Annotated in this window: 21 protein-coding genes and 1 pseudogene; 7 read left to right on the top strand and 15 right to left on the bottom strand. The window is 72.5% G+C overall.

From position 1 onward, the window contains the following. The first annotated feature begins 121 nt into the window (after positions 1–121). Together I5071_RS10415 and I5071_RS10410 are read left to right on the top strand one after the other, a co-directional pair. Positions 122–934 carry an alpha/beta fold hydrolase gene (locus I5071_RS10415; protein WP_236605273.1) on the top strand — a complete coding sequence of 271 codons (813 nt, stop codon included), beginning with the start codon at positions 122–124 and terminating at the stop codon, positions 932–934. Between the two features lie 86 nt (positions 935–1,020). Beyond that, positions 1,021–1,413 (top strand): hypothetical protein, encoded by a 393-nt coding sequence (locus tag I5071_RS10410; RefSeq protein ID WP_236605272.1) that lies wholly within the window; start codon positions 1,021–1,023, stop codon positions 1,411–1,413. 96 nt (positions 1,414–1,509) lie between these two features. Here I5071_RS10410 and I5071_RS10405 read toward each other — a convergent pair whose 3' ends face one another. From I5071_RS10405 to I5071_RS10390, 4 genes are all read right to left on the bottom strand, one after another. Then, the gene (locus tag I5071_RS10405) at positions 1,510–1,947 is read right to left on the bottom strand and encodes a response regulator (RefSeq protein ID WP_236605271.1); all 438 of its coding nucleotides are present in this window, start codon (positions 1,945–1,947) and stop codon (positions 1,510–1,512) included. 105 nt (positions 1,948–2,052) lie between these two features. Then, complete coding sequence (locus I5071_RS10400; RefSeq protein WP_236605270.1) at positions 2,053–3,054, bottom strand: ABC transporter ATP-binding protein; 1,002 nt, start codon at positions 3,052–3,054, stop codon at positions 2,053–2,055. Further along, positions 3,047–4,093 carry an ABC transporter ATP-binding protein gene (locus I5071_RS10395; protein ID WP_236605269.1) on the bottom strand — a complete coding sequence of 349 codons (1,047 nt, stop codon included), beginning with the start codon at positions 4,091–4,093 and terminating at the stop codon, positions 3,047–3,049. Before I5071_RS10395 ends, I5071_RS10400 begins: the two co-directional genes overlap by 8 nt. Before the next feature lie 21 nt (positions 4,094–4,114). Next, positions 4,115–4,951 (bottom strand): LolA family protein, encoded by an 837-nt coding sequence (locus tag I5071_RS10390; RefSeq protein WP_236605268.1) that lies wholly within the window; start codon positions 4,949–4,951, stop codon positions 4,115–4,117. Between the two features lie 91 nt (positions 4,952–5,042). Here I5071_RS10390 and I5071_RS10385 point away from each other — a divergent pair, with 91 nt between their 5' ends. Further along, the gene (locus tag I5071_RS10385; protein ID WP_236605267.1) at positions 5,043–5,711 is read left to right on the top strand and encodes a hypothetical protein; all 669 of its coding nucleotides are present in this window, start codon (positions 5,043–5,045) and stop codon (positions 5,709–5,711) included. On the opposite strand, the gene I5071_RS10380 is transcribed toward I5071_RS10385, so the two are convergent. Beyond that, complete coding sequence (locus tag I5071_RS10380) at positions 5,702–6,700, bottom strand: hypothetical protein (RefSeq protein WP_236605266.1); 999 nt, start codon at positions 6,698–6,700, stop codon at positions 5,702–5,704. The genes I5071_RS10385 and I5071_RS10380 overlap by 10 nt on opposite strands. A 93-nt stretch (positions 6,701–6,793) precedes the next feature. Next, positions 6,794–8,002, bottom strand: coding sequence for a hypothetical protein (locus I5071_RS10375; RefSeq protein WP_236605265.1), 1,209 nt, complete (start codon positions 8,000–8,002; stop codon positions 6,794–6,796). 117 nt (positions 8,003–8,119) lie between these two features. On the opposite strand from I5071_RS10375, the gene I5071_RS10370 reads away from it, so the two are divergent. Then, entirely contained in the window at positions 8,120–9,331 is a 1,212-nt protein-coding gene (locus I5071_RS10370) for a hypothetical protein (protein ID WP_236605264.1), read from the top strand. Between the two features lie 7 nt (positions 9,332–9,338). Here the strand turns inward: I5071_RS10370 and I5071_RS10365 are convergent, their stop codons facing one another. The 7 genes and pseudogenes from I5071_RS10365 to I5071_RS10340 form a co-directional block, all read right to left on the bottom strand. Then, positions 9,339–9,695: a hypothetical protein gene (locus I5071_RS10365; RefSeq protein WP_236605263.1), complete on the bottom strand. Its 357-nt coding sequence runs from the start codon at positions 9,693–9,695 to the stop codon at positions 9,339–9,341. Positions 9,696–9,716: 21 nt separating this feature from the next. Further along, positions 9,717–9,917, bottom strand: coding sequence for a zinc-binding dehydrogenase (locus I5071_RS46820; protein ID WP_329611140.1), 201 nt, complete (start codon positions 9,915–9,917; stop codon positions 9,717–9,719). Positions 9,918–10,057: 140 nt separating this feature from the next. Next, positions 10,058–10,609: pseudogene (locus tag I5071_RS46815) on the bottom strand (zinc-binding dehydrogenase); the annotation flags it as partial. 137 nt (positions 10,610–10,746) lie between these two features. Further along, the gene (locus I5071_RS10355) at positions 10,747–11,754 is read right to left on the bottom strand and encodes an alpha/beta fold hydrolase (RefSeq protein ID WP_236605262.1); all 1,008 of its coding nucleotides are present in this window, start codon (positions 11,752–11,754) and stop codon (positions 10,747–10,749) included. Further along, positions 11,751–12,539 (bottom strand): alpha/beta fold hydrolase, encoded by a 789-nt coding sequence (locus I5071_RS10350; protein ID WP_236605261.1) that lies wholly within the window; start codon positions 12,537–12,539, stop codon positions 11,751–11,753. Before I5071_RS10350 ends, I5071_RS10355 begins: the two co-directional genes overlap by 4 nt. 43 nt (positions 12,540–12,582) lie before the next feature. Continuing rightward, positions 12,583–14,472, bottom strand: a complete 1,890-nt coding sequence (locus tag I5071_RS10345) for a bifunctional homocysteine S-methyltransferase/methylenetetrahydrofolate reductase (RefSeq protein ID WP_236605260.1) — start codon at positions 14,470–14,472, stop codon at positions 12,583–12,585. Positions 14,473–14,616: 144 nt separating this feature from the next. Further along, the gene (locus I5071_RS10340; RefSeq protein WP_236605259.1) at positions 14,617–15,615 is read right to left on the bottom strand and encodes a hypothetical protein; all 999 of its coding nucleotides are present in this window, start codon (positions 15,613–15,615) and stop codon (positions 14,617–14,619) included. Positions 15,616–15,781: 166 nt separating this feature from the next. On the opposite strand from I5071_RS10340, the gene I5071_RS10335 reads away from it, so the two are divergent. Both I5071_RS10335 and I5071_RS10330 read left to right on the top strand, forming a co-directional pair. After that, entirely contained in the window at positions 15,782–16,180 is a 399-nt protein-coding gene (locus I5071_RS10335; RefSeq protein WP_236605258.1) for a response regulator transcription factor, read from the top strand. Between the two features lie 61 nt (positions 16,181–16,241). Then, positions 16,242–18,590, top strand: a complete 2,349-nt coding sequence (locus I5071_RS10330) for a hypothetical protein (protein ID WP_236605257.1) — start codon at positions 16,242–16,244, stop codon at positions 18,588–18,590. Positions 18,591–18,594: 4 nt separating this feature from the next. Here the strand turns inward: I5071_RS10330 and I5071_RS10325 are convergent, their stop codons facing one another. Beyond that, complete coding sequence (locus I5071_RS10325; RefSeq protein WP_236605256.1) at positions 18,595–20,481, bottom strand: FHA domain-containing protein; 1,887 nt, start codon at positions 20,479–20,481, stop codon at positions 18,595–18,597. 59 nt (positions 20,482–20,540) lie between these two features. Here I5071_RS10325 and I5071_RS10320 point away from each other — a divergent pair, with 59 nt between their 5' ends. Beyond that, positions 20,541–22,466: a serine/threonine-protein kinase gene (locus tag I5071_RS10320; RefSeq protein WP_236605255.1), complete on the top strand. Its 1,926-nt coding sequence runs from the start codon at positions 20,541–20,543 to the stop codon at positions 22,464–22,466. Here I5071_RS10320 and argJ read toward each other — a convergent pair. Next, on the bottom strand, positions 22,454–23,686 hold the full coding sequence (gene argJ / locus I5071_RS10315; protein WP_236605254.1) for a bifunctional glutamate N-acetyltransferase/amino-acid acetyltransferase ArgJ: 1,233 nt from the start codon (positions 23,684–23,686) through the stop codon (positions 22,454–22,456). The genes I5071_RS10320 and argJ overlap by 13 nt on opposite strands. Positions 23,687–23,722: the final 36 nt, after the last annotated feature.

The raw sequence follows: 23,722 nt of genomic DNA, 5'->3' as shown, positions 1-23,722 counted from the left end.
CCACGGCACCTCGCATGCACCGCCGCGCGCCGTGCGAGCGACCACGCGATCCGCCTCGTCCGCTCGCGCGGCCGCGCGTCGAGCGACTCACCTCGCGCTGGTCCTCGCGCTCGCGACCTCGATGTCGGGCTGCGGGTACCTCCTGCGCTCGCCCTCGCGTCCGGTGCCCGCGCTGCACTACCACTGGGGCAGCGCCGAGGCGCGGGCGTCGTGCCTGCTCGTGCTGCTGCCGGGGTTCTTCGACGATCCCGATGCGTTCGAGCGAGAGGGTGTCGTCGATCAGGTCCATCGCGCGAGACCGACCTGCGACGTCGTCGCGATGTCGCTGCATCTCTACGACTACCGCGACGAGTCGGTCGTCGATCGCGTGCACGAAGACGTGGTGCTCGAAGCGCGACGTCGCGGGTACCGGCAGGTGTGGCTCGTCGGGATCTCGATGGGCGCGCTCGCGGCCGTGCTCACCGCGCGCGAGCATCCCGAGGACATCGACGGTCTCGTGCTCGTCTCTCCGTACCTCGGCACGCCCGGGTTCGCGGCGCGCTTCGAGCGCGAGCTCGCGAGGCACGGTGGCCTGGTCGCGTGGGCACGTGCGACACCGGATCGCCCCTGTCGCATCTCGCGAGTGCTCCACGATCCGCGACCGGTCTGGCGATGGCTCGCCGGCTACGGCTCGCACCCCGAGCGCATGCCGCCGCTCTGGCTCGCGTTCGGCCGCGACGATCGGTTCGCGGTCGCGCAGCGCCTGCTCGCGGGCGAGGTCGCTCCCGATCACCGGATCGTCGTCGAGGGAAGGCACGACTGGGCGACGTGGCGGCGCATCACCCAGGACGTCGTCGCCGAGCTCCCGCTCGAGCTCGCGAGCGACGACGTCGGCGCGCGCGAGGTGCTGCCGCGAGGACAGCTCGCGCGCACGCCGGCCGGCAACGATTGGTGATCGCGCCCCATCCTCGCTCGGAGAGCACACGTCGAGATCGGAGCGCGGCACATACACTGCACCCGTCCCGTCGCGGAGGTTCTGCGATGCGGTTCGGGCAGACGGCGATGGTCCTCTCGTTCGCTCGAGGTCGCGCCCGCCACGTCGCGCGACAGCTGCTCGACCTCGAGTTCCGGCTCGACCTCGAAGCGCTGACGACGCCCGCAGGCCTCCGCCCGCTGCGCACCTACGAGCACGAGCTGCGTCGCGAGATCGCGCGCTGCGTTCGCGACCTCGAGCGGCTCGCCGACGGGCTCGACACGAGGGACATGCTCCGCGAGGCGATCGTTCGCACCTGTGACTGCTACGACGCGCGCGTCCTCACCCGCGCCGCGCCCGGCTCCGAGGCCGACGTGAGCTGGGCGCTCTCGCTGCGCGAGCTCGAGCACGCCCTCACCTCGCGGCCCCCGGCGCGCGAGGTCGTCGCCGCGGTGCGCTGACGCGAGCTGGAGTGCTCGCTGGCGGAGGGCCCGCACTGGAGCGTGCGGCGCACGCGGACGGGAGGCCCCTCCGCCGGCGAGCCGATTTTGGATCGCTCAGCTCGCGGTCTTGCCCTTCGGGGTGCCGTGCAGCCAGCGTGCACCGGTCGCGGGCCTCGGGCGCGCGGACTTCCGCGGCCGCGCGCTCACCGACTCCTCGATCGCGGCGACCAGATCCATCACCTGGAAGGGCTTCGCGAGGCAGGCGTCGAAGAGCGCGCGCTCGTTGCCTTCCACCGACACCAGCGACCGCGTGAGGAGCACGAAGCCCGGGCGCTCGTCGCCCATGCGCTCGCGCGCGAGCGAGCTCAGCTGCGCGCCCGAGAGCTCCTTCATGCGGTGCTCGGTGATGACGACGTCGAAGCGTCGCGGCACGAGGATCTCCAGCGCAGCGAGCGGCGAGCTGAAGCCGAGCGTACGGAAGCCGACGTCACGCAACACGCCGTTCACGCTCCGCACCGCCCACGGGTCCTCGTCGATCACGGCGACGAGCACGCCTCCACGATCCACATGCGGTGGTCCCCCCACGTTCCCCCCTCGGTGCTTGCCCCAGAAGGCCCGTACGTGGGCACGCGCGGGGGCGCCACAAGAGGCAATCGATCACTCCGCGAGGTGGCACGCGACGCGATGCCCCGGACGCTTCTCCTCGAGCGCGGGATCGCGGACGTCGCAGAGCCCCTTCTTCGCGATCGGGCAGCGCGGATGGAAGTGACACCCCGAGGGCGGCGCGAGCGGGCTCGGCACGTCGCCCTCGAGCACGATGCGCGCGCGGCGCGACTCGGGATCGAGCGTGGGCACCGCGCTCAGCAGCGCCTTGGTGTAGGGGTGCTTCGGCGTCTCCCAGATCGCCTCCGACGACGCGATCTCGACGATGCGCCCGAGGTACATCACGGCGACGCGATGGCTCATCCAGCGCACGACCGCGAGGTCGTGCGCGACGAACAGGTACGAGAGCCCGAGCTCGTCCTGCAGGTCCTTCAGCAGGTTGACGATCTGCGCCTGGATCGAGACGTCGAGCGCGCTCACCGGCTCGTCGGCGACGACGAAGCGCGGATCGACCGCGAGCGCGCGCGCGATGACGATGCGCTGGCGCTGACCGCCCGAGAATTCGTGGGGATAGCGGCGCATGTGATCGGCGCGGAGGCCGACCTTCTCGAGCAGCTCCGCGACCCGGCCGCGCTCTTCGTGCACGTCGCGCGCGAGGCCGTGCACGCGCAGCGCCTCGCCGATCGCGCTCTGGATCGTGAGGCGCGGATCGAGCGCCCCGTACGGATCCTGAAACACGATCTGCATGCGCCGCCGCAGCGGGCGCATCTGATCGTGCGAGAGCGTCGTGATCTCGCGGCCCTCGAAGCGGATGTGGCCCGACGTCGGCTCGATCAGCCGCAGCACCAGGCGGCCGAGCGTGCTCTTGCCGCAGCCCGACTCGCCCACGAGCCCGAGCGTCTCGCGCGGCCCGACCTCGAGATCGACTCCGTCGACCGCACGCACCACGCGCGAGCCGCGATCGAAGAGCCCGCGTCGCTGCGCGAAGTGCTTGGTCAGGCGCTCGACCGCGACCAGCGGCGCGCGCTGCGTGCTCTCGGCGGCGATCTCAGACAACGCCGGTCTCCTGCGACTGCGCGGCGAGCCCACCCGACGCGAGCTCGCTCGAGCGCACGCACGCCACCCGATGGCTCGTGAGCGCGCCCGGGGCGGCGCCCATCGTGAGCGCGACGAGCGCGGGATCCGCTTCGCGACACGCGGGCGCTGCGTGCTCGCAGCGATCCTGGAAGCGACACCCCGCGGGCAGCGCGCGCAGATCGGGCACCACGCCGCGGATCGTGGGAAGGCGCGCCGCGCGCGACACCGCGGCGTTCGACGGGACGCTGCGCAAGAGGCCGCGCGTGTACGGATGACGCGGCGACGCGAAGAGCGCGCTCCGCTCGGCGCGCTCCACGACGCGCCCCGCGTACATCACGACCACCTCGTCGGCGAGCTCCGCGACCACGCCGAGGTCGTGGGTGATCAGGATCACGCTGGTGCCGGTCTCGCGCTGCAGCGTGCCCAGGAGCTCGAGGATCTGCGCCTGGATCGTCACGTCGAGCGCGGTCGTCGGCTCGTCGGCGATCAAGAGCTCGGGCTCGCACGCGAGCGCGATCGCGATCATCACGCGCTGCCGCATGCCGCCCGAGAGCTGGTGCGGGTACGCATCGACGCGCTCGGCGGGCGCGGGGATGCCGACCTTCGCGAGCAGCTCGATCGCGCGGGCCCGCGCGGCCCTCGCGCTCATCCCGAGGTGCGCGCGCAGCGTCTCCTCGATCTGCCGGCCCACCGTGTACACCGGGTTCAGCGAGCTCGAGGGATCCTGGAAGATCATCGAGATGCGCCGGCCGCGCAGCGCGCGCAGCGCGCGCTCGTCCATCTTCGCGAGATCGCGCCCGCCGAAGAGGATGCGCCCGCTCGCGACGTGCCCCGGCTCGGGCACGAGCCCCATGATCGAGAGCGACGTCACGCTCTTGCCGCAGCCGCTCTCGCCGACCAGCGCGAGCGTGCCGCCCTTCGGCACTTCGAACGAGACGCCGTCGACCGCGCGCAGCGGGCCCTCGTCGGTCTCGAACACCGTCACGAGGTCCTCGACGACGAGGAGCGGTTCGGCCATCAGGCGCGCGAATCTACCACGTCATTCGCACTGGACCGTCTCGACCTGCAAGCCCGGGCGGGCCTCCTGCACGAACGCATCGGCCGGCACCTCCGCGTTCAGATCGATCGACTCGAAGCGCACCAGCGTGTCGATGCCGCGCGAGGGCTGCTCGAACTGGATGCGGAACGGCATCGTCACCGCGGCGCCGCCGCTCGGGTCCTGCACCGCGCGGTAGTCGTCCCAGCTCACGCGCCACTCGAGCGCGCCGTTCGCCGCGTTCACCCGCGACTCGCGCAGGCGCATCTGCTGCTGGTCCGGCGGCTGCTCGCGATCCTCGGGGCGCACCTCGAGCGCGAGGGTCTGCGTGCGCCCGTCGCTCCCGTGCAGCGTCACGTGGTAGGTGCCGCCATCGCAGCGCATCTCGGATCGGGTCGCCTCGATCCGCGGGGTCTGGCCCGTGAGCAGCAGCGCGACCTCGTCGCCCGCGAGCGGGATCCCCAGGAGGCGCTCGATGTTCGAGGGGCACGTCGGGCCCACGTAGAAGCGATCCTCGCGCAGATCGGTGAGCTCGAACGTGGTCCCGTCGCTCGTGAGGATCGCGGCCGGGCCCATCTGCGTCATCGCATCGAAGCGCACGCGATCGGGGCGCTCGAGGAACATCATCACGGTGCCGCGGATGCGTCCCTCCTCGTCGCGACGATCGACGCGCGCCTCGGCCCGCATCACGCGCAGCGGCTCGCGCGACTGCTGATACGAGGCGATGGCGGTCGCTGGATCCTCGAAGCGCACCGCGGGGCAGACGCCACCGGGGCATCCCACGAGCGGGAGCGCGAGCGCGGCCCCCATCCACCCGAGCACGATGGAGCGTGTCTTCACGCGCGAATGGTTAGGCGCGCAGCCCGCACGGAGCAAACGTGCGCGGGTAGAAGCATCCACTCACCGCGTACATGGCTCCGTGGAGATCGCGATGCGCGCCACGTCCACGTTCGCCGACCCCGCCCGCCCGGCCCCCGCGTTCCTCGACGCGACCGGCGGTGCGCTGCTCTTCGGCCGCGTGCTCCTCTTCCGTGGCCTCGGCGACGCGTTCCTCGCGACGTGGGATCGCTGGCAGACGATCGTCCCCGGCGATCTCGCGCTGGTCCCCGCCCACGATCTCTCGCGCTTCGAGGAGTACCGCGGCTTCGACGGTTGCTTCCGGGTCGTGGTGGGCGTCGAGGTCGCGACGGCGAGCGCGGACGAAGGTCCCTCCCCGCCCTTCGACGCGGCTGCGATCACTCGCGCGCGCGAGCGCGCGACACGCTCGCTCGACGCGCACACCGTGAACGTGCTCGCCGCGACGCTCGGCGCGCACGATGCGCTCGCGCTGCGCGCCCAGCCCACGCGCGCGCTGCTCGTCCCGTACGGACCGATCGCGTCGGTGCACCTCGCGCACGGCGTGATCGCGGCCGCGCTCGCGACGCCGCCGCCCGGGCTCACGCGGGTGCGCGGCGCCGACATGCGCGAGCGCCCGCACCGCGACGTCGTGCACGGTGCGCTGCTCGCGAGCGCGTGCGACTGGGACATCGCGGAGCCGGACCTCGACGCAGCGCCCGGCGCCGCGGGCCGCGCGTTCCATCTGATCGCGCGCTACGGCTGAGCGCGCCGGTACCAGAGGCGCGCCTCGTCGGGCGCGACGTGATGCTCGAGCACGCGGAACGAGATGCGCTGCTCGCTCGTCGCCTCGGTGCCGTCGACCTGTCGTCCCACGCGATAGCGCACCACGAGACGCTCGCTCTCGATCGCGCAGTGCACCTCGGCGAGCTGCGCGCCGTGCTCGGTCCATCCGCTGCACTCGGGCGTGCCTCGCAGACCGCGCGCCGCGAACACCTCGTCGCCGTGGATCAGCATCGCGCTCCCGCTCGCGTCGATCGGCGAGGGCTGGCTCGTGTAGATGCTCGACACGAAGAGCTCGTCGCCCGCGCGCAGCACGACGAGGTTGCGCGCGCGCCCCTCGCCCACCGGCTCACCGCGGATCGCGCGCTCGTCGAACACACGCCCGCGCAGCTCGGCCGGCTGACGACCTTCCACGCGGATCGTGCCGTCCGCCGCGAACGAGAGGCGCTCCGCGCCCAGCTCCCAGGTACCCGCGAGCGACGCGAAGAGCGCAGACGCGCGATCGGCGGCGAGCCCTTCGCCCGAGAACGTCTCGGGGCGGATCGCGCTCGGTACGAGCCACGGGAGCTGCGGCGGGCGCAGCTGATCGCCGAGCGAGAGCCCTTCGTTCACCGCGCACGCACCGATGCCGTCGAGCGTGCGCTCCGCGCGCTCCAGACAGTCGAGCCGCTCGGGCGCGAGCGCCGCGCACCGGCTCGCGTAGCGCGGCATCAGCGCGAGGTACGCCTCACGGGTCCCGCTCGCATCCGTGGCGCCGAGCGCCTCCAGGATCGCGCGCGCCTCGGTCCAGTGCCGCTCCACCACCGCCTCGCAGCGCTCCTCCGGCGTACCGCTCGGGGCCGCCGCGGGCGCGACGCTGGGCTGCGCCGGCGCGGGCGCCGCGGCGATCTCGGTCTGCGCGGGCGGCGCGCTCTCGGCCCCACACCCCGCCAGCGCGAGCACGATGCCGAGCGCGATCGTCGATGCTCTCAAGTCTCGTCCCTCCTTCTCCACGAACGTGGGAGACGAGCCACCCTACGAGCCGGCGCGCGCGCACGACGCGCGTCGTAAGAGCGTGTAAGGCGATCAGACGCCGACGCGATGCACCGCGACCTCGGGCCGCAGTCGATAGCCGTCGTCGAACCGCTCGACGCTGCCCTCGGGCAGCACCTTGCGCAGCCGGTTCATCGTCACGTAGACGCGGTTCAGCGCGGACTCGTGCTCCGCCTGCTCGTCGGGCCAGCCGACCTCCGCGAGATCCACCGTGCGCACCGGCTCGGGCGAGCCGAGCTGCTGTTTCTCGACGAGCACGAGCAGCACGCGGCGCATCGGACCACGCAGCCGCCGTCGCTCCTCGTCCCACTGGATCCACTCGGCGTCGGGCCCGACGACGAGCGAGGGCTGCCCGCTCGGTCCGCGCGCGACGAGCGCCTCGCCCATCGCGGGATCGCGCAGCGTGCGCGCCGCGAGCGCGGCGAACCCCGCGTGGTCCGGCTCGACACCGAGCAGCGCGCGGATGCGATCGGCGGTCGCCACCGATTCGTCGATGCTCGCGCGCGCGTCGGGCATCGCCGACATCACGCGCCGCTCGACCCAGAGCACCAGCTCGAGCAGCGCCGCGTCGGTGCGGGTCGCGATCGCTCCGAGGACACGCCGCATCGCGCCGGTGGTGTCGACCATCGGGATGCCGGCGCGCATCAGCGCGAGCAGCGCGACGTAGTCGCCCGAGGGGCTCGCGGCGCCGCCCATCGCGAGCTCGGGCGCGGCGAATTGCGGGATGCTCGGCTCGGGCAGCCCGTTCTCGTCCTCGAGCGCGAAATTGTGGCCGAAGCCGACGAGATGAAGGCGTCCGTCGGGCCCGAAGAGCACGTTCGCATTGGAGATCCGCCCGAGGCAGAGCCCGACGCGGTGCGCGGCCTGGAGCGCGACGCGCAGCCCGACGATGAACCCGTCGGCCGCCGTGTACGGGATCAACGTGCCGCTCGCCGAGAGCCGCCGGAGCAGCTCGAGCCCATCGGCGATCGCGTGGCACTCGAGCTCGAGCACGGGTCGCCCTTCGACCTCGTGCAGCCGCGTCGTACGCGGCACCGCGGGGTGCTCGATCCGCGCGTGCGCCGCCGCCGCCCGCTCGAGCGCAGCGCGGGATCGCGCGGGATCGCGCAGGCGGTTCGGCGCGACGAGCACACACGCGCGGCCATCCCCGACACGGCGCGCCGCGAGCAAGCGGAACCCGAGGTTCGCGCGCAGCAGCGTGATGTCGCGGTAGGCCCGGTGGAGCGCGTTCTCCGTGAGCATCCAGCGCGCCGAGTATACGGACCGCGCCCGCGCGTTGCGCCCCTCCTTACGACTCCTTACGCGCCGCGCGCCGCTGCGGTCCGGCGCGATACGACGCAGCCAGGAGGAACACGCACGATGAACCATCGCTCGATCGTGATCGCGCTCGCGCTCGTCTCGCTCACCGGGTGCTCGCTGCTCGGCCGCGGCCGTGCCGCCGAGCCGACCACTTCGACCGCGAGCACCGAGCTCACGCTCGATCGCGGCTTCTCGACCGACGCGAACGTGATCACCGGCACCGCGAGCGGCGCGCGCGCCGCGAACGCGCTCTCGAGCGAGTGCGTCGGTGCGATCGGCGACGAGCCCACCCTCGTGCTCCACGCGAGCGCGCCCTTCGACGGCCTCGAGCTGCGCGTCACCTCGAGCGCCGACACGACGCTCGTGGTGCAGCACCCCGACGGCACCTTCGCCTGCGACGACGACTCGGGCGGCTCGCGCAATCCACGCGTCGCGGGCGCGTTCGCCGAGGGCGCGCACCAGGTCTGGGTCGGCACCTACCGCGCGGGCACGAGCGCGCCCTTCGAGCTGCGCTTCACCGAGGTCGCCGCGCCCGCGCAGCCGAGCGGTCCGCATCGCGGCGAGGTCACGCTCGAGAACCAGACGTCGAGCGCGATCTGTCGCATCGAGACGAACGACGGTCAGGGCTACGGCGACACGCGCGTGGAGATCGCGCCGGGCGCGAGCGGGACGTTCGCGGTGCAGACCGAGCTCACGCACCTCTGGGCGATCGGCTGCGACGGGCGCGTGGTCTTCGGCGGGCCGAACCCCTCACTCACGCAGCCGGGGACCGCGTACATCGGCACGCTCCGAGCGGGCACGATCGCGCTCGCGGAGAGCGCGCCCGAGAGCGACGCCCCCGATCGTCGCGTGCTGCACGCCGAGCCGCTCACCGCGGACGCGTACCTCGACGGGATCGTGCGCGGCCTGCTGACCTCGCACTCCGACGCGATGAACCAGCGCGCGCTCCGCGACACCGCGTTCCGCGCGCTCCAGGAGGGCGCGGCGGGCCGCCGCTGGCCCGAGACGTTCCTCGCGCTGCGCCTCACGTCGAGCGACTGGGAGACGATCCGGCACCGCCACACCGGCATCATCCTGCGGCGCGCGATGGGCGGCGTCGCGATCGCGCGCTTCCCCAGCGGGCTCTGCCAGGCGACGCCGGTGAGCTTCGTGCAGGAGCACGACGGCCGCGACTTCGCGGGCGCGATCCGTTTCGCCGACATCGGCGGCAACCACCGCGTCCCCTGCGCGATCGCGGAGCACGCCGCATCGCACGCGGACTGGTCGCACTGATAATGAGTCAGAGCTGCTGCGCCGCCCACGCGAAGAACGCGAGCGCGGGCGCGACCATCAGCAACAACGCGAGACCGCGCACCACGCTGCGTGGCGCGGGATCGAGCTCCTCGATCCCGCGCCCGCTCGTCTGCTCCACCACGTAGACCAGCAGCACCGCGAGCCCGACGCCCGCGGCCTGCAGCGAAGCGACGAAGAGCGCGCGCCGGTCGATCGCCCACCCCAGCGCGCCGGTGAGCGCGGCGATCGCGAGCGACGCGATCGCGACGAGCCCCTTCTTGCCGCGCTCGCGCTCCTCTCGCGCACGCGCCGCGGCGCGAAGCTCGCGCTCCTCCCGCTCGCGCTGGACCCGCTCCCAGTCCACCACGTCACGAGCGTACCGCGCTCACGACGGCACGAGCACGAGCTTGCCGACGGTCGTCCCCGTCTCGATCGCGCGATGCGCGTCCGCCACGTCGTCGAGCGCGAAGCGCGTGATCGGCGGCGCGACGAGCTCCCCGCGCGCGAAGGCATCGAGCAGATCGCGCATGCCCTCGTGGAGGATCGCGCGCTCCTCGAACAAATAGCTGAGGTTGAGCGCGAGCACGCTGCGGTCGTGCCGGTCATCGCGAGGGGATCGAAGCGCGGGGTCGCGAGCCAGGTCCGCGCGAGCTGCGTCAGCGAAGGACGCCCCCGCCCCCGCGGCAGCATCGAGTGGAAGCCGTAGATCACGAGCCGCCCCGGCGTGCCGAGGAGCTCGAAGCTCGCGCGCAGCGTCGACGCGCCGTTCGCATCGAGCACGATCTCGTATCCGCGCGGCGAGAGCACCCGCGCCCGCGCGACCCAGTCCTCGCTCGACGCGTCGATCACCACGTCGCACCCGAGCCCGCGCGCGACGTCGATCTTCTCGCGACGACCGACGACGCCGATCACGCGCGCCCCCGCGCGACGACCGAGCTGCGCGAGCGCGCCGCCGACGCCACCCGCCGCCGAGTGCACGAGGATCGTCTCGCCCGCGCGCACCTTCGCGAGCCCGAGCAGCGCCCAGTGCGCTGTCAGGAAATTGGCAGGAATGCTCGCCGCCTCGTCGAACGAGAGCGCGCGCGGCTTCGCGAAGATCTGCGCGCGCGGCACGACGACGTGCGACGCGTACCCGCCGAAGCGCGTGACCGCGATCACCTCGGTCCCGATCGCGACGTCGCGCGCGAGCGCGCCCACCGCGTCGACCGTGCCCGCGACCTCGAAGCCCGGCGTGATCGGATACCCGACGTAGTGCTTCGCGGACTCGTAGAGCCCCATGCGGATCACGCAGTCCGCGTAGTTCACGCCGCTCGCGCGCACCCGCACGCGCACCTCGTCGAGAGCGGGCTCGGGGTCGCGCGCCTCCTCCACGCGCAGCCGCTCGTAGCCGCCCGGCCGATCGATCACGACGCGCTTCATCGCTCGTCCGTCAGGAACGACGAGAGCGGCTCGAAGAACCGATCGAACGCCTCGAAGTGCGGCACGTGCCCGACGTCGTCGAGCTCGACCAGACGCGCGCCGGGGATGGCCTCGGCCGCGCGACGACCGAGCGCGGGATGGTCGCCGAGCGTCGCCGCGACCTCGGCGCTCGCACGATCCCGACCGAGCGCGGTGCGATCGCGCTGTCCGATCACGAGCAACGTCGGCACGCGCAGATCGCCGAATTCGTGCACCACCGGCTGCGTGAAGATCATGTCGCTGGTGAGCGCGGAGACGCGCGCGATCACGTTGGCGTCGGGCCCCTCGAGCCAGCCCACCTGGATCGCGACGAGCGCCTCGTACGAGGGGTCCCACCGGCCCGCGAAGTACGCGTCGCGCATGTAGCCGCGCACGTCGTCGGGCGTGCGCCGTCGCTCTTGTTGGTAGAGCGCGTCGACGGTCGCGTAGGGCGCGACGCGCTGCCAGTCCTCGAGCCCGATCGGGCTCACCAGCGCGAGCCGCTCGACGCGATCGGGCGCGACCAGCGCGATCCGCGTCGCGAGCATCCCGCCCATCGAGTGCCCGACCACCGCGACGCCCTGCACGCCGCGCGCGTCGAGCAGATCGAGGGTGTGACGCGCCATCGTGTGCAGCGAGTACTGCACGTCGATCGGCTTGCTCGATCGACCGAACCCGATCTGATCCGGCGCGATCACGCGGAAGCCGAGCGCGACGAGCGCATCGATGGTGCGCGCCCAGTACGCGCCCGAGAAGTTCTTCCCGTGCAGGAGCACGACCGTTCCGCGCGCCGGCCCCGAGGGCGCGACGTCCATGTACGCCATCTCGAGCGCATGCCCCTGCATCACGATCGGATGCATCCGCACCTCGTGCGGATAGGGGAACGTCGTGAGCTGCGCGTCGAGACCGCGCGGGCTCGGCTGCACCGACGGGGCCCCTGCACACGACGCGAGCAACACCGTCAGCGCGACGATCGCGCGCCTCACGTCGCCCCCGACAGATGCTCCGCGATCGCGCGCTCCACCACGTCGCCGTGCGTGATCGGCCCCATGTGCCCGGCGCCCTCGATCGCACGCACCGAGGCACGCGCGATCGTGCGCCCGAGGATCGCGACGATGCGATGCGCGACGATCGGCGATCGCTGACCGTGCATCAGCAGCGTGGGCGCGCTGATCGCGCGGTACGCGTCCGCGCGCGTCGCGTCGCGCATCAGTGATCGCACCTCGAGGTACACCTTCGCGCCCACGCGCAGGAACGACGCGCGTCGCTCCTCGGGCAGCGCGTCCCACGCGCCCTTCCCGTTCCAGAACTCGACGAACGCGCGGTACCACTCCGCGCTGCCGCCGCGCGCGTCGTCGGTGAAGATCGGATCGCGCGCCGCCCGATCGAGATCGGCGAGCGCCTCCGCGTCGTTCGCCTCGCGCACCAGCTCGAACGCGACCGGATCGTAGACCGCGAGCGAGAGGATCGTGCCCGGGCGACGCCGCGCGATCGTGAGCGCGACGAGCCCGCCGTACGAGTGCCCCACGAGGTGCACCGGCGCACCGGCGCGATCGATCACGCGCTCGACCGCCTCGACGTCCTGCACGTGATCGAAGGGCTCGTGGTGCGGCGGGCTCTCGCCCGACCCCAGGAAATCCGGCGCGATCACGCGGTACGAAGGCGCGAGGCGCTCCGAGACCTTCCGCCACTGACGCGACGACATCCCGCCGCTGTGGAGCAGGACGACGGGATCACCGTCGCCGACCGTCGAGACGTGGAGCTCGCTCATCGAGCGGACGCATGAGGCCGGAGCCCCGCGCCCGCCACCTCGATCACACCACGCCGTCGATCACGCGCAGCGCGAGCTCGTAGCGCCCGAGCGGCGGCATGATGTACGCGCCGGCCACGCGCGACTTCACGGCGAGCAGCATCTCGCGCGCGATCGCGACGCCCTCGCGACGCGCTTCCTCGCCCGCGCCCGCCTTGCGCATCCGCTCGCGGATCTCGTGCGGCACGCTCATCCCCGGCACCTCGTTGTGCAGGAATTCCGCGTTCCGATAGCTCGCGAGCGGCAGCAGCCCGACGAGCACCGGCATCTCGAGCGACGCGACGTCGTTCAGGAAGCGATCGAGCACGTCCGGATCGTAGACCGGCTGCGTCATCACGATCTCGGCGCCCGCCTCGCGCTTCTTCTTCAGGCGATCGAGCTCGCGCTGGTAGTCCTTCGCCGCCGGCTCGGCGCCGGTCGCGAGCAGGAATCGCGTCGCGCCCCCGAGCGGCTTGCCGCCGGGATCGAACCCGCGGTTCATGCCGTCGATCAGCCGCAGCAGGCCGACCGAGTCCACGTCGTAGACCGGCGTCGCATCGGGAAAATCGCCCATCTTCGGGGGATCGCCGGTGATCACGACGAGGTTCGTGAGGCCGAGCTCGTGACAGCCGAGCAGGTGCGCGACGAGCCCGAGCAGGTTCCGGTCGCGCGTCGTCACGTGCATGATCGCCGGCATCCCGAGCTCGTCCTGGATGCGGTGACAGAGCGCGAAGTTGCCCATGCGCGCCGTCGCGCGCGCGCCGTCGGCGACGTTGATCACGTCGACGCCCCCGTCGCGCAGCATGCGAGCCGCATCGAGCGCCTTCTGCGGCGAGAGCCCCGCGGGCGGGTTCACCTCGACCGACACCACGAACTTCTTGCCGATCTTCGCGCCGAGCGGGCCCTTCTCGGCGAGCGAGATCCGCGTCACGCCGGGCGCGACCTGGGGCGTCGCCTCGCGCAGCTCGTGCGCGCCCGCGAGCGAGACGATCTCGGGCCCGCCGACCTCGCCCGTCGCGCCGACCATGCGCGCCGCGGCCGCCATCTGCCGCACGTGCTCGGGCGTGGTGCCGCAACAACCGCCGATGCCGCGCACGCCCGCCTTGAGCATCCGGCGCGCGAACACGAGGAAGTAGTCGGGCGTCGCCATGTACGCGAAGCGCCCCTCGACGCGGCGCGGAAGGCCGGCGTTGGGCTGCGCGACGATCGGCCGGCCCGCGCCGAGCATCTTGGTCGCGGTCTCGTAGACGCCCGCAGGGCCGTCGGCGCAGTTCACGCCGATCACGTCGGCGCCCCACGCGACCAGCCGCTGCGCCATCTCCTCGGGGCCGGTGCCGTCGGCCATCGTGCCGAACGAGTCGAACGACACGCTCGCGATGATCGGGCAGCGCTTGTCCTCGGCGGTCGCGTCGAGCGCGAGCTTCGCGCCCTCGATCGCGAGACGCACCTCCTCGGGCTGGCGGAACGTCTCGAGGATCAGCGCGTCGACGCCCTCGTCGAGCAGCACCGCGGCCTGATCGCGGAACGCCTCGCGCAGCTCGTCGAGCTCACCGGCGCGCACGCTCTTGAGGATCTTCCCGCTCGGCCCGATCGAGCCCGCGACCCACGCCTGATCGCCCGCGACCTCGCGCGCGATGCGGACGCCGGCGCGGTTGATCGCCTCGAGCTGTCCCTCGAGGTTGTGCAGCGCGAGGCGATAGCGATTGGCGCCGAACGTGTTGGTCTGGAGGACCTCCGCACCGGCCGCGAGATAGCCCGCGTGCACCGACTTCACGAGATCCGCGCGCGTCACGCAGAGCTGGTCGAAGTTCTGCGTGTAGAGCACGCCGCGCTCGTAGATCTGCGTGCCCATCGCCCCGTCGAACACCACGGGACGCTGCGAGAGAGCAGTGAGGAGATCGCGTTCGCCAGCCATCGAATTCGTTTGCTCGTTCGCGGACCACCGCCGCGAAGAATCGCGGTTGTCCCTCGGATGACGCGGCGCGTCCAGCCGACGGAACGCGAGCGGCCGGTGCCCCGAAGGACACCGGCCGCCGTCGTGATCACGCGCCGGGCGCGCTCAGTTGTTCATCGCGCCGTCGGTGATCCACTGGCGGATGATCGCGACCTCTTCCTCCGAGAGCGGCGGCGGGCCGATCGGCATCGGCGTCTCGCACGACATCGGGTTCCCCATCTCGATCTTGTGGATCAGCAGCGACGCGTCGGGATCGCCCGCGACGACGCGCACGCGGCCCATGCAGTCGCCCGCGGGCTCCGAGTCGACGCCGACCAGGTTCGCGTGGCCGGTCGCGGCATCGGGCATCGCGAGCCCGCCGCCCATCGCGCCGCCGCCGTGACACGCCGCGCTGGTGCACGTCTGATCCGCCGCGAAGAGGCAGGTGTAGATCCACGACCACGTCGCCTGCGGCTCACCCTCGCAGTCGATCCCGCCGCCCGCCGCCGGGACGATGTCGCCGACGTTCAGGCACTGGTTCCGGGGATCGATCTCGTCGGTGGGATCGGGATCCTCGAGCACGCAGAAGTTCGTGACCGGACAATCGCCGGGCGCCGTGCAGGGCTGCGCGAGCGGGGTGGTCCGCTCGATCACCGGCGACCCGCAGGCGAGCCAGTTCCGGAGCGCTTCCTGGCCCTCGGCGGTGCGCAGGCTGGGCAGCACGTTGTCCTCGGCGTCGCGGTAGGCCGACTCACCCGCCGGCACGAACCCGCGGGGTGGCATCGCACCGTTGACGACCTGCGAGTAGATGAGGTCGCGCTGGCGGTGGACGTTCGCCTGGGCCCACAGGAGCCGCCGACCGCCCGAAATCGCCTGCTCACCCGTGCCGCTCACGAGACCGACCGGGAAATTCAGGCCTTCCGGGGCGCCGAGGGCGGCGTCCTCGCCGTGGCAGCTCGCGCACTGCTCGACGATGTAGGCCTGCCCCGGGTAGAGCGGGGAACCATTCCGGTCGTAGTAAGGAGTCCGCGCCAGCGCGTCGTCACAGGCGTCACCGACGGTCGGCGAGCAGCCGGTGCCGATGGACAGCGCGAGGAGCGATGCGAGCGCGAGGCGAATCCTCATTCGGGGGTTCCTCCGGGTGTGCGTCGGAGCGTGCTCTGCGGGAACGAGGTCGGTCAAGCGTGGGTAGCTTCACGCGAAAGTTCCCGAAGGCAGGCGCCTCGCGAAGCCATTGACAGGCGAGCCGTGCCCGCAGAGGATGCGGGCCGCTCGGAGGTTTCGCTCCCCGATGGCCGACAAGAGCAGGCAGAAGCCGACCATCCTGGTCGCCGACGACGACATCGAGATCCTCGCGCTCGTGACGCGACATCTGCGTCGCATGGACGCGACCATCCTCGAGGCGTCGGATGGCGAGGAGGCGCTGAAGGTCGCGCGTCGCGAGAAGCCCGATCTCGTCGTGCTCGACGTGATGATGCCGGGCATGAGCGGCTGGGAAGTGTGCCGCGCGATCCGCGAGGACGCGTCGCTCGAGGGCACCGGCGTCATCATGCTCACCGGCATCGGTGAGCGCCTCAACGAGATGACGTCGCCGCTCTACGGGGCCGACGATCACCTCGACAAGCCGTTCGACTTCGACGAGCTCGACAAGCGCGTCGCGAGCGTGCTGCAGAAGAAGGGCCATCCCTGAGCGAGCGCGCGCAGCAGCGCGCGCTTGACGGATCGTCGGTGGTCGCGCCATCCAGAGCGCGATGCACACACATCTCGGGTGGGAAGCCCTCGCGTTGACGCTGGTCGCCGCTTCCGTCGGATGCGGTGGCACGCGCGAGCAGGTCGACGCGGGGGCGCTCGACGCAGGTCGGCACGACGCCGGCCACTTCGAAGACTCCGGCCACTTCGACGACGCCGGGCCCGACGCGTGGGTGCCGCCGGACGCGTGGGTGCCGGTCGATCCGAGGTGCGACGATCTCGACCCATGTACGCGCGACGCGCTGGTGGGCGACGCTTGTGTCTCGACGCCCGCGCCCGACGGTACGCTCTGCGACGACGGCGACGCTTGCACCGCCGGCGATCGATGCGTCTCCGGGGTCTGCACCAGCGGTGAGCCCTCGACGGGCGCCGCGGCGTTGCGCTCGACCGCATCGGCGCCGTTTCCTGGGCCCGGGCTGGGAGTCGGCCCCGACCATCTGCTGTTCTTCCAGCGCGCGGGGTCGGGGACTCGGGTCGTCCTGGTGCACGTCGTCGACGGGCTCCTCGAGGTCCTCGACGAGCTGATGCTCGAGATGCCCGTCGGGATGAACTGGTGGCTCGGCGACGGGCTCGTCGCGTACTCGGGAGCCGAGCTCGTCGCGTCCTCAGGACGTCGCGTCGGGCTGCTCGAGATCCGCGGAGACGAGCTGGTCGCACGCGGAACGTTGGAGCTCGGCGACGACGTGCGGCGCGTGATCCATGCCGCGGCGCTCGACACGAGCCTGCTCCTCTGCTCGATGGATCTCTACGGCGCTCCCAGCGACCTGCACGTGATCGACGCGAGCGATCGCGACGCGCCGGTCGAACGCAGGAGAGTGCTCCTCGCGGGTGGGTGCGAAGCGGTCGCCGCGTCGAGCGATCGACACCAGGCGTTCGTCGCGGACCATTTCCGAACGCAGGTCATGGCGCCCGACGGCACGCTCGAGATCCCCTCGGAGTCCGTGCACGTCGGGGCCGGTTACGTGACGCTCGCGACGAGCCGCGGGGTCCACCTGCTGCGCGAGTCGGATCTCGTCGAGGTCGCCCATCTCGAGATCCCGGTGATCGCGGCGCGGCACACGCGGCGCGGCCTGGAGGTCGTCGCGAACCGTGTGCGCGGCCCGGCCGAGCGTGTGTTCATGGTGCTGGAGGTCCGCCCCGGCGCAGCCGACCCGCTCGTCACGCTCTCCGAGGAAGTGCTCGGCCCGGAGCGGATTCTGCCCGCCGCGATTCCGTGGGCGAGCCACGACGACATGATGTCGGACGATCTACGCTTGTTCCGGCTTCGATCGAGCGCGCCGTACCTCGAAGAGATCGGCGAGGTCGAGCGGTTCTGGCCGGGATGGGTGCGGGCCTCCGGCACGACACTGCACCTGCGCGACGACGCCGCTGCGGTGGCGCTCGACGCGAGCGATCCGGCGGCTCCGCGCGCCGTCGCGGGTGGCCAGCACCACGGGATGCCGGGCGGCGTCATCGTCGAGGTCCCCGCCGAGGGCCCGATCGGCCTGTACGGCGCGCGATGGGCGAGCGGAAGTGTCCCGGGCTCCGTCGAGACGGTCGGGTGGTGGGCCCAGGTCGACGTGATCGGGCGTTCGTTCGACGCCGAGGAGCGACCGACCGACCACGCTTCGCACACGCTCGACGGCCAGCCTCTGCACGTCGATGCCACGTACCGCAACGTGTATGCGATCGAGCGCGACACCTCGTCGACGCGGTTGCATGTGCGGCGGTGGACCGGGGAGCAGTTCCTCCACCCCCGTGCGCTCGTCACGGGGCTCGAGCAGGCGATCGAGGTGCCGTCGGGCGAGCTCGTCGGCGTGGTCTCGCGGGTGCACGACGATCGCGCGCTCGCGTTCGCGACGACGCCGGCGGACGAGCTCGCCGACGTCTACTGGGTCGAGCTGGGCGGGAGCGAGCAGGTGGTCGGCCCGCTGCAGCTCGACTTCGGGATCCAGGCGCTCGCAGTGCGCGGTGATCGGATCGCCGTGATGGGATGGCACCCGAGCCCTGCGTCCTCGGGCACGACGAGCACGATCCTCGACGTCGTGCTCGTCACGCTCGAGCGCCGAGGCGACGAGCTCGTGGAGCTCAGCCGTGCCAGCTGGACGACGCCGCCGACCTCGCGGCTCGACCGAGGCGCGCCGCTCGCGTTCCTACGGTTCGACGGGCGGGTCGCGTACGCGCAGCTCCCGTTCGGAACGCCGGACACGCCGGGCCCCGCGATCGTGGCGATGCGCGCGGACGATCTCTCGCAGCGCTTCGTCTACTCGCTTCCCGACGCGCGGCCCATCTGGTCCGCGAGCGAGAGCGACATCGGGCTCGCGTTCAGCGACCCGGCGGGCGTGTACCTCGCGCGCCCCTGGTGCCCGTGACGGGCTACTCGTCTTCGTCGACGGAGCGGGTGCGCGAGAGCGCGTCGATGCGCTGGCGCGCGCGCGTGTAGGTCGCGCTGCTCGAGGGGACCATCGGCAAGATCGCACGGTAGAGCGCGATCGCGCGGCTCGCGTCGTTGCGCTCGACGCCCTGGGCCTCGCCGAGGAGCGACTGCGCGCGCTGCTCGCACTGCCGGCCGAGCGACGTGGCGCGCGCACCGTCGTCGAGACGCAGCGCGAGCTGGACGCGGCGGCACGCGTCCTGAGGGCGCGATCCGATCGCGGACTGCGCCGAGTCGAGGTACGCGGCGACGAGCTGAGGCCTCAGTCGCGCGCCGTAGTGACCGCCGCGCACGATCTGGTTGTCGATCGCGATCGCACGCTCGAGCGCGGAGATCGCCTGGGCCGAGCCGCGCGATGCGCCCTGTGCGGCGCGATAGTGAGTCGCGAACTGATCGATCTGCGTCGCGAGCGCGCCCTGCCCGCCGGCGCGCGCGGCGCGCGATGCGCTCGCGAAGTCGCCGCTGCGGTACGCCGAGAGCACGGTGTCGCCACCCCGCGCTCCGCGCGCAGGCGCGGACCGCGCAGGCTCGACGCGCGCGGTGCTGCGCGTCGGTCGGGCACGCACGGGACGGGCTCCGCGCAGTCGCGGCGCGGGCTCCGCTTCCTCTTCTGCCGCGGGCTCGGGCTCCACGGCCGCTTCGACGACCGGCTCGGCCGCGACCACCGGATTCACGGCCGGGATCGGCGCGACCGGCGGCGGCGGTGCGACCGGCTGCACCGCGACCGTCGGGATCGTCGCCACCGGCGGCACGTACGCGGGGACCGCGACGGGCGCGGTCTCGACGGGCAGCGTCGACGCGACCGGCTGGGGCTGCGTCCCGCCGCCGCGCATGACGACCGCGACCACCAGCGCACCGAGCACCGCGGCGCCGACCGCGATCCCCGCCGCCGAGATCAGCAGCGTGCGCCGGTCGAGCACCACGCTCCCCGTGCGCTCGTTCGAGCCGACCCACGCAGTCGACGACGGTGGAGGAGGAGGGATCGAAGGCCCGCCCGCGACGGGCGGCAGCGATCCCCACTCGCTGTGCGTCGAGAGCGGCATCTCGAACGACGGGCCCGCCGAGCGCATGATCTCGTCGGTCGTGTGCTCGGGCGGGCGCACCACCTCGGGCTCGGACGTGCTCGCCGGCGCGAGCTCCGCGCCCGGCACCCGCACCACCAGCACGGTCTCGCCGAGCTCGATGCGATCGCCCTCCGAGAGCGTCACCGAGCTCACGCGACGGCCGTTGACCATCGTGCCGTTGCCGCTGCCCATGTCGCGCAGCACCAGCACGTTGCTCTCGCGCACGACCTTGAGGTGTCGGCGCGACACCGAGACGTCGGCGAGGATCACCTCGTTGTCGATCCCGCGACCGACCGTCGTCTCGCCCTCGACCAGCACGTACTCGCGGCCCTGATCGCGCCCCGACTCGACGAAGAGCACCGGCATCGGCGGCGCCTCGTCGTAGATCTGCGTGCTCTCGCTGAGCAGCCCGTCGCGATCGTCGATCGCGGTGTGCTCGTTGACGAGATCGTCCTCCTCGAACTCGGAGAACGCGTCGGGCGGCTGCGAGGGACCGGCCGGAGGGAAGTCGATCGCGTCGTCGCGATCGTCGGGCATGCGCCGCACGTCGCTCGCCTCGACCGCGATCCGCGAGCGTGGCGGGATCGTCTCGATCGCCCGCCCGTCGTCCGCGGCCGAGGGATCGAGGGGCGGCGGCGGATGCGCCGCGGTGAGGCGATCTGCGAGTCGATCGACGAACGCATCCCCTCGACGAGGCCCGGCATGGGGCTCGCCGTGCGAGGCATCGCCCATCGGCGAACCGGGCGCGCGCGTGGACCCGCTCATGGAGAACGTCAACAGCCTATCATGCAGCCCTGGATCCGGGTGGTAGACTCGCGCGCCTCGTGGCCGGCCCCAGGGAAGAGCTCGGACCTTATCGCATCGTCCGCAAGATCGCGGTCGGTGGGATGGCGGAGATCTATCTCGCGCGACAGCGCGGGATCGAGGGGCTCGAGCGCACGGTCGTGCTCAAGCAGATCCTCGAGAAGCACGAGCAGAACGAGGAGTTCGTCACGATGTTCCTCGACGAGGCGCGGCTCATGGCCGCGCTCTCGCATCCGAACATCGCGCAGGTGTTCGACCTCGGGAAGGTCGACGACACGCACTACCTCGTCATGGAGTACGTGCGCGGGCCGACGCTGCACCAGATCCTCGGCGCGGCCCAGCGGGCGTCGATGCCGGGGCTGCCGGAGAAGCCCGCGCTCGGGATCGCGCTGCGCGTCGCGGAGGCGCTGCACTACGTCCACGAGCGCCGAGACGACCTGGGCCGACCGCTCGGGATCGTGCACCGCGATCTCAACCCCGCGAACGTCGTCGTCTCGTACGACGGCTCGGTGAAGCTGATCGACTTCGGCATCGCGAAGGCGGCGACGAAGGTCTACGAGACGCGCACCGGCGTCATCAAAGGCACCTACGGGTACATCGCGCCCGAGGCGCTCACGGGCACCGCGCCCGTCGATCGTCGCGCCGACGTGTTCGCGCTCGGGATCCTCCTCTACGAGATGCTCGTCGGGAAGCATCCGTTCGACGTCAGCGACGAGCCGAACCTGCTCGATCGCATCCTCGAGGCTCGCTACAAGCGGCCGCGCGACGTGCGCCCCTCGATCCCCGGCGCGCTCGATCGTCTGATCGCGCGCTGCCTCGCGCCGCACCCCGAGGGCCGGCCCGAGTCGGTGCAGAAGCTCATCGACGAGCTCGCGGCGCACATGAGCGAGCGCGGCATCGTGCCGACGCAGGTCGATCTCGCGGCGCTCGCGCGCGACCTCGTGCCCGACGAAGAAGGCCCGCAGCCCCTGCGCCGGCCGACCTCGGTGAAGCCGCGCCCGGTCTTCCCGCGCGGCGAAGCGCGCGACGGCGGGACGCGCAAGGTGTCGAGCTCCGCCCCGCCGCCCGAGGACGAGCCCACGCGACGCGCGATGCCGCTGCTGCGCCCCGACGCGACGCCTCCGCGCTCGCTCGACGGCACGCGGAAGGTCGGCCTGCCGCCGCGCAGCTCGTCGCCGCCGCCCGCGCCCGGCGCGGTCGAGCCCACGCCGCACCCGAGGATCGACGAGTCGATCTCCCACGACGCCGCGACCCGTCCGCCGCGTCGTGGCCCCTCGCCCGCGACGATCAGCACCGAGCTCGACGAGCCCACGGTGCCCGCGGGCAAGCGCCCGCCGATCGAGCCGGAGGAGCCGACCCAGGCGGTCCCGCCGCGCGTGCCGGTGCCGGCGCTCCCCCCGCCGCCCTTCGATCGCGCGGTCGAGACCACGATGCGGCTCCGGCCCGCGGCGCGCACGATCCCGCCGCTGCTCGGCGCGTTCGGGCTGATCGCGGCGGGCACCCTCGCCTTCCTCGCGGCGCGTGTGCTCGCGGGAGGCACGCCGCCGCCCGAGGCATCGGCCGTGGTCCCGCCGGTCGGGCCCGAGGCGACGCCGACCGAGCTCGCGACGATCGACGCGGGGAGCTCGTCGGCGCGTGCGCTCCACGTGATCTCGGAGCCGCCCGGCGCGCACGTCGTGGTCGACGGCGTCGACGTGCAGGCGCGCACGCCCGCGGTGCTCTCCGCGGATCCCCGGCTCCCCGCGGTGTTCCTGCACGTGTCGCTCGAGGGATACGCACCGCAGACGCGGCAGGTATCGACCACGATCGGCGAGGCACGCTTCGTCCTCACGCCGCTCGCCTACGACGCGGGCGCGGCCGAGGTCGACGCGGGCACGACGACGACCGCCACGCGCGCGCCCGCCGCACCGATCCGGCGCGGCGGGCGTCGCGGTCAGCTCCGGTAGTTCGCGTTCACCGCGACGTAGTCGGGCCCGAGGTCGCACGTGAGGTAGTGCGCGCGCCCGCGGCCCTTCCCGAGCGTCACGCGGATCGTGTACTCGGCGCCCTGAAGGATCGTCGCGGCGCGCGCCTCGGCGTCCTTCCCGACCGGCATCCCGCCGCGCACGATGGTCTCGTCTCCGATCCGGATCTCCGCGCGATCCGGATCGAACGCGACACCCGCGCGGCCCGCCGCCGCGAGGATGCGCCCCCAGTTCGCATCGCGCCCGTGCAGCGCGGTCTTCACCAGCGGAGAGGTCGCGATCGTGCGCGCGACCGTGCGCGCCGCGCGATCGTTCGCGAGACCTTCGACCTCGATGCGCGCCACGTGTCGCGCGCCTTCGCCGTCGCGCACGATGCTCTTCGCGAGCGCGCCGAGCACCTCGGTCAGCGCGGCCTGGAGCGTCGCGGCCTCCTTCGAGCCCGGGCGCACCGAGCCCGCCTTGCCCGACGCCATGAGCAGCACCGTGTCGTTCGTACTGGTATCACCGTCGACGCTCACCGCGTTGAACGTCGGATCGATCGCGGCCTTGAGCAGCTTCTTGAGCAGCGCCGGGCTCGCGCCCGCGTCGCTGATCACGAAGCCGAGCGTCGTGGCCATGTCGGGATGGATCATCCCTGCGCCCTTCGCGATCCCGAGCACGGTCGCGGTCTCACGTCCGAGCCGGACCTGCGCGCACGCGACCTTCGGCCACTGATCGGTCGTCATGATCGCGCGCGCGAAGTCCGCGCCGCCGTCGATCGAGAGCGCCTCGATCAGGCGATCGCTCGCGCGCACGATCGTCTCGGCCGGGAGCACCGCGCCGATCACGCCGGTCGAGGCGGGCAGCACCGCCTTCGCCGAGACGCCGAGGCGCTCCGCGACCGCTTCGGTCGTGCGCTTCGTCGCGTCCAGCCCTGCCTTGCCGGTGCACGCGTTCGCGTTGCCGCTGTTGACCAGCACCGCGCGCGCCTTGCCGGCCTTCGCGCGCTCCTTCGCGACGCGCACCGGCGCGGCCTGCACCCGGTTCTTCGTGAACACGCCCGCGACGCTCACCGGCTCGTCCGCGACGATCAACGCGAGGTCGGGACGGTCGTTCGCCTTGATCCCCGCGCTGATCCCCGCGAGGCGGAACCCGGGCACGGGCAGCGGGCGGTCGGTCACGTCGATCGAGATCGGAGCGGGTGTGCGTCGGGTGGTCGCCATGGGGCGCGGACTCTAACGGCTCGCGCTCTCCGATGC

Source organism: Sandaracinus amylolyticus, from assembly GCF_021631985.1.
Classification (GTDB): domain Bacteria; phylum Myxococcota_A; class Polyangia; order Polyangiales; family Sandaracinaceae; genus Sandaracinus; species Sandaracinus amylolyticus_A.
Note: the sequence above shows the minus strand (reverse complement) of the source record. Positions and strands in the feature narration are given on the sequence as shown.